The sequence below is a fragment of the Psychrobacillus sp. genome (genome assembly GCF_056205495.1).
Genome location: NZ_JBAEAP010000635.1, coordinates 1 through 4,483 on the forward strand (window position 1 = coordinate 1; position 4,483 = coordinate 4,483).

Annotated in this window: 4 protein-coding genes; 2 read left to right on the forward strand and 2 right to left on the reverse strand. The window is 39.3% G+C overall.

The features are described from left to right. Position 1: 1 nt before the first annotated feature. Entirely contained in the window at positions 2-2,143 is a 2,142-nt protein-coding gene (locus tag AC06OU_RS18145) for a YhgE/Pip family protein (protein WP_475857633.1), read from the forward strand. Positions 2,144-2,218: 75 nt separating this feature from the next. Here the strand turns inward: AC06OU_RS18145 and AC06OU_RS18150 are convergent, their stop codons facing one another. Further along, a complete protein-coding gene (locus AC06OU_RS18150; RefSeq protein WP_475857634.1) occupies positions 2,219-3,271 on the reverse strand; it encodes an LLM class flavin-dependent oxidoreductase in 1,053 nt (350 codons plus the stop codon). A gap of 162 nt (positions 3,272-3,433) precedes the next feature. Beyond that, positions 3,434-3,559, reverse strand: coding sequence for a protein YhfH (yhfH, locus tag AC06OU_RS18155; protein ID WP_169360268.1), 126 nt, complete (start codon positions 3,557-3,559; stop codon positions 3,434-3,436). Positions 3,560-3,681: 122 nt separating this feature from the next. Here yhfH and AC06OU_RS18160 point away from each other — a divergent pair. Further along, on the forward strand, positions 3,682-4,483 hold an 802-nt coding region (locus AC06OU_RS18160), incomplete at its 3' end, for a lipoate--protein ligase family protein (protein ID WP_475857635.1).

Consider the following 4,483-nt stretch of genomic DNA (forward strand, 5'->3'; position numbering starts at 1 on the left):
GATATCAATAATTGCAGTTTTATTTATTCCAGTGATGTACGCTGGGATGTTCTTATGGGCTTTCTGGGATCCGTATGCTAACTTAAGTGATCTTCCTGTAGCAGTTGTTAACTCGGATGAAGGAGCGGAGTACAACGGAACAGAGCTCTCCCTAGGTAAAGAACTAACTGATAAATTACGCGAAAGTGGCCAATTTAAGTTTGTATCTGTATCTGAAAAAGAGGCAGATGAGGGGTTATTAAATCAAGATTATTATTTATTAATCGAGATTCCAGAAAACTTCTCTGAACATGCAACGACTTTATTAGATGAGAAGCCAGAAAAAATGGTCATCACTTATAAAGCAAATGAAGGATTTAATTTCTTATCATCGCAAATAGGTGAAACAGCAATGGATCGTATTCGTGCAGAAGTGAATGAGCAAGTATCAGCAACTTATGCTGAACAGCTTTTTGATTCGATTACGAAGCTAGGTGACGGATTTGCCGAAGCCTCTGATGGGGCAGGGCAATTAAAAGACGGCGTAGCTGAAGTTAATAATGGTGCCTCTAACCTAAAAGGCTACTTGGAACAATTAGCTAGTAGTACGATTGAGCTGAGTGATGGTACTAATAAGGTAGTTGATGGTATTAATACAGCTGCTACGGGATCTAAGGATTTAAATGAAGGTCTGGGAACACTTGCGGATGGTTCTTCTCAGCTTACAAATGGCGTTAGTCAAACGGCTGAAGGGGCCGCAACTTTAAATAGTGGTATTAAAGAGTACACAGCTGGTGTAGATAAACTAAATGAAAGCTATCAATTACTTAGCGAAAAGGAAAAAGGTCTGCTAGATTCCTTGGCTAAGCTTCAAGCGAGTAGCTCCAAATTGAATGAAAGTACAAACCAACTGGCTCAAGGCTCTGCTAATGTAACAGCTGGTATCCAAGCCTTATCTCAACAATTAGGTCAGTTAACAGCTGCTTTACCTCCAGAACAGTCGGCTGCTATTACAGAGACATTAAAGCAACTAGAAGCTGGTAGTACCTCAGTTTCCTCAGGCTTAGAACAATTAGCTGGTGGAACTCAGGATTTAACTACTGGTACTTCTCAAATAGTAAGTGGAGCAGAACAGCTGAGTGGCGGTTACTCACAAGCAAAACAGGGCGTTTCTCAATTAGCATCATCTTCAGCGGCATTAGTAGAAGGTTCTGCTAATCTTGCTGGTGGTACGACTACCCTAAATGAAAAAATGAACGAATTCAACGCTGGAATCAGTCAGGCGTATGCTGGATCCTCTAGCCTCGTGAACGGCTTGAATGAGCTAGCTAACGGCTCATCCCAATTAAAAGAGGGTACTGGTACACTTGCTACGAAATCAGGTGAATTAGCAGATGGTTCTACTAAACTAGTAGAAGGTACACAATTACTGGCAGATGGAACGGAAACCTTGCAATCTAGCTTAAAAGAAGCAAGTGAGCAGGCAGGCGAAGTAGCACCTTCTGAATCGACCTACGAAATGGTCGCTTCTCCAGTAGATGTTAATGTGGTAGGGGTCAATGAGGTACCTAACTATGGAACAGGGTTCACACCTTATTTCTTATCACTTGGATTATTTGTCGGTGCATTGTTAATTTCAATTGTATTCCCATTTGTTCAACCAGCCATTGCTCCAACAAGTGGGGCAAAATGGTTTGCTAGTAAAATAACTGTTTTAAGTGTGGTAGGAATTATCCAATCGCTATTTGTAGTTGCGGTTGCACTATTTGTCTTAAAGCTTGAAACTCAAAGTGTAGGACTGTTCATCCTTTCTGCAGTCATTACAAGCTTCACATACTTAGCATTAGTACAGTTGCTTGTTTCGATTTTAGGTGATCCAGGAAGATTTGTTGCAATTATTATCCTAATTCTGCAACTCACAACAAGTGCGGGTACATTCCCATTAGAACTTATACCAGCACCGTTGCAATTCTTCAATAAATTGTTACCGATGACTTACTCAGTCCAAAGCTTTAAAGCATCTATTTCTACAGGTGATTTAAGTCATTTCTGGTTTAATAATAGCTTCTTACTTGGCGTGATGGTAGTGTGCTTAGCAATAACATTCGGATACTTTATGTTGTTGTTTACAAAACGCTATTCTAAACAAACAAAAGAAGCATAATAGAAAAATATTAAAGCTCCTCGCATTTTACGGTAAGTAAAATGTGAGGAGCTTTATTTTGTACATATTGTTCCGTTAGACTTCCTGTTTTTCCTTTTTCAATTTTTCTACTAGAGGCATCACTTGCTCTGCAAACCGTTTCATTTCCGTGTGCTGAGGGGAAAACTGAAGGATTAACAGATTTACTCCAGCTTCCTCAAACGCAATAATTTTTTTAGCAAGTTGTTCAGGTGTGCCTATTAAGTCTGGTCGTAATCCTCGGTTGGACACGGAATAATCCTTGAGCTGCACCTCCACGTTAAGATGAGATTTGCTAACAAAATCCTTGTAGCCCTCATACCCAGGAGAACCTTCTTTCACTTCCGTAATGCGAGCAAGTTCTTGTTGAACTTCCTCCTCGCTATCTCGACAAATGATATAGGCAGACATCCCAAACGTTTCTAATGGTTTTTCACCAAGAGACTGGCGTCTAATTTTCATGTCATTAACTTTTTCAGTAATTTCATCTACTGTGCCCCCATGCATAACATAGGAGTCACAGGTTTTAGCAATTGTTTGCTTTCCAGCTTCACTTTCTCCACCAGCATATAGGGGGATATGCTGGTTGATTGGCTTGGGAGACAAGTAGGTGTTTTCATATTGATAAAACTGGCCAGTATAAGTAAAGGGTGTTTCTTTCCATAACCCTTTTAAGATGTGGATAAACTCCTCTGTCCGTGCATAGCGTTCATCATGTGAAGTGAAGATACCTCCATATTGTCTTGCTTCCCCTTCCCACCATGCTGATACAACATTGAGAGAAAAACGCCCGTTGCTTATGTGATCTATATTTGCGGCTGCTTTTGCCGTTAATGCAGGATTATGGAAGCCAGGTCGAATCGCAGTTAAAATTTCTATGCGTTTCGTGACGGCTGCGATAGCCGCAGTAGTTGAGCATGCATCTAAAGAGGGACTCTCCACTCCTTTAATATCATTAAGATTTAATTCAGCTATTAAGGTTAAATCGTAACCCCATTCTTCCGCATTTTGTGCTAGCTCTTTTACATATTCAAACGTTGCAGGCATATCCTCATCTGTTACATTTCGTAACCATCCACCGAATACAGGCAACCAAAATCCATACTTCATTATTTATTCTCCCCTTTTATTTATTTATTCTGAAAATTATTATAACTAATCCTACCATAATACTTGGTTATTAACAATTAATCATTAATGCTTAAGCTGATTCATCCATATACGCAAAAAAACCAGCTAGGAAGGGGAGCTTCTAGCTGGTAATTTTAAAATTTATAGGTTGTTGCATTTATCACAGTGGTTCCCATAGCATTCATGTTGCTCTTCAATTGGCTCGCCGCATGTTACGCATTTCTTTTTGGGCAGGTTACGGAAAAATTCTAATACGTTTTCTAACATATATATTCCACCTCCATCTGTTATATAACTGTTTAGATTGAATTCATTGTAATATAACACAGAATGTTTTGTCAACACTTTCTACAGATTTTTGCTAAAATAGGAATAAAGGAGTGATACCCATGTTTTTTATTGATAATAAAGGAATTACTGATCCACGCATTAACTTAGCTATTGAAGAATATGCTCTCAATACTATGGATGTAGAGAAGGATTCATTTCTTCTGTTTTACATAAATCAGCCATCAATCATTATAGGGAGAAACCAAAACACAATTGAAGAAATTAATACAGATTTTGTAGAGCAAAACGGTATTATCCCAGTACGCCGCCTTTCTGGTGGAGGAGCAGTTTACCATGATCTTGGTAATTTAAATTTCAGCTTCTTAACGAAGGACGATGGAGATAGCTTCCGTAACTTTAAAAAGTTTACGCAGCCAGTTGTAGATGCATTACAGAAAATGGGAGTAGACGCAGAGCTATCTGGAAGAAATGATATATTAGCTGGAGGAAAAAAAATCTCTGGTAATGCTCAGTTCTCCACTCGTGGAAGAATGTTCAGTCACGGTACACTAATGTTCGATACTGAAATCGATGCAGTTGTTTCAGCATTGAAAGTTAAAAAAGACAAAATTGAGTCAAAAGGAATTAAATCCATTCGTAGTCGTGTTACAAATATAGTAGATCTACTGGACAAGCCGATGACGATAGAGGAATTCCGCTTAGCGATACTTTCTTCTATTTTTGGCGGAGAAGACAAGGTTCAATATTGGGAGCTAACAGAAGAGGACTGGGCTAATATCCACAAGCTATCTGAAGAGCGTTATCAGAAATGGGAGTGGAACTATGGGAAATCGCCTAAATCTAATATCCAGCATTCCCACCGATTCCCTACGGGTAGCGTAGACGTTCGTCTGGAAGTGA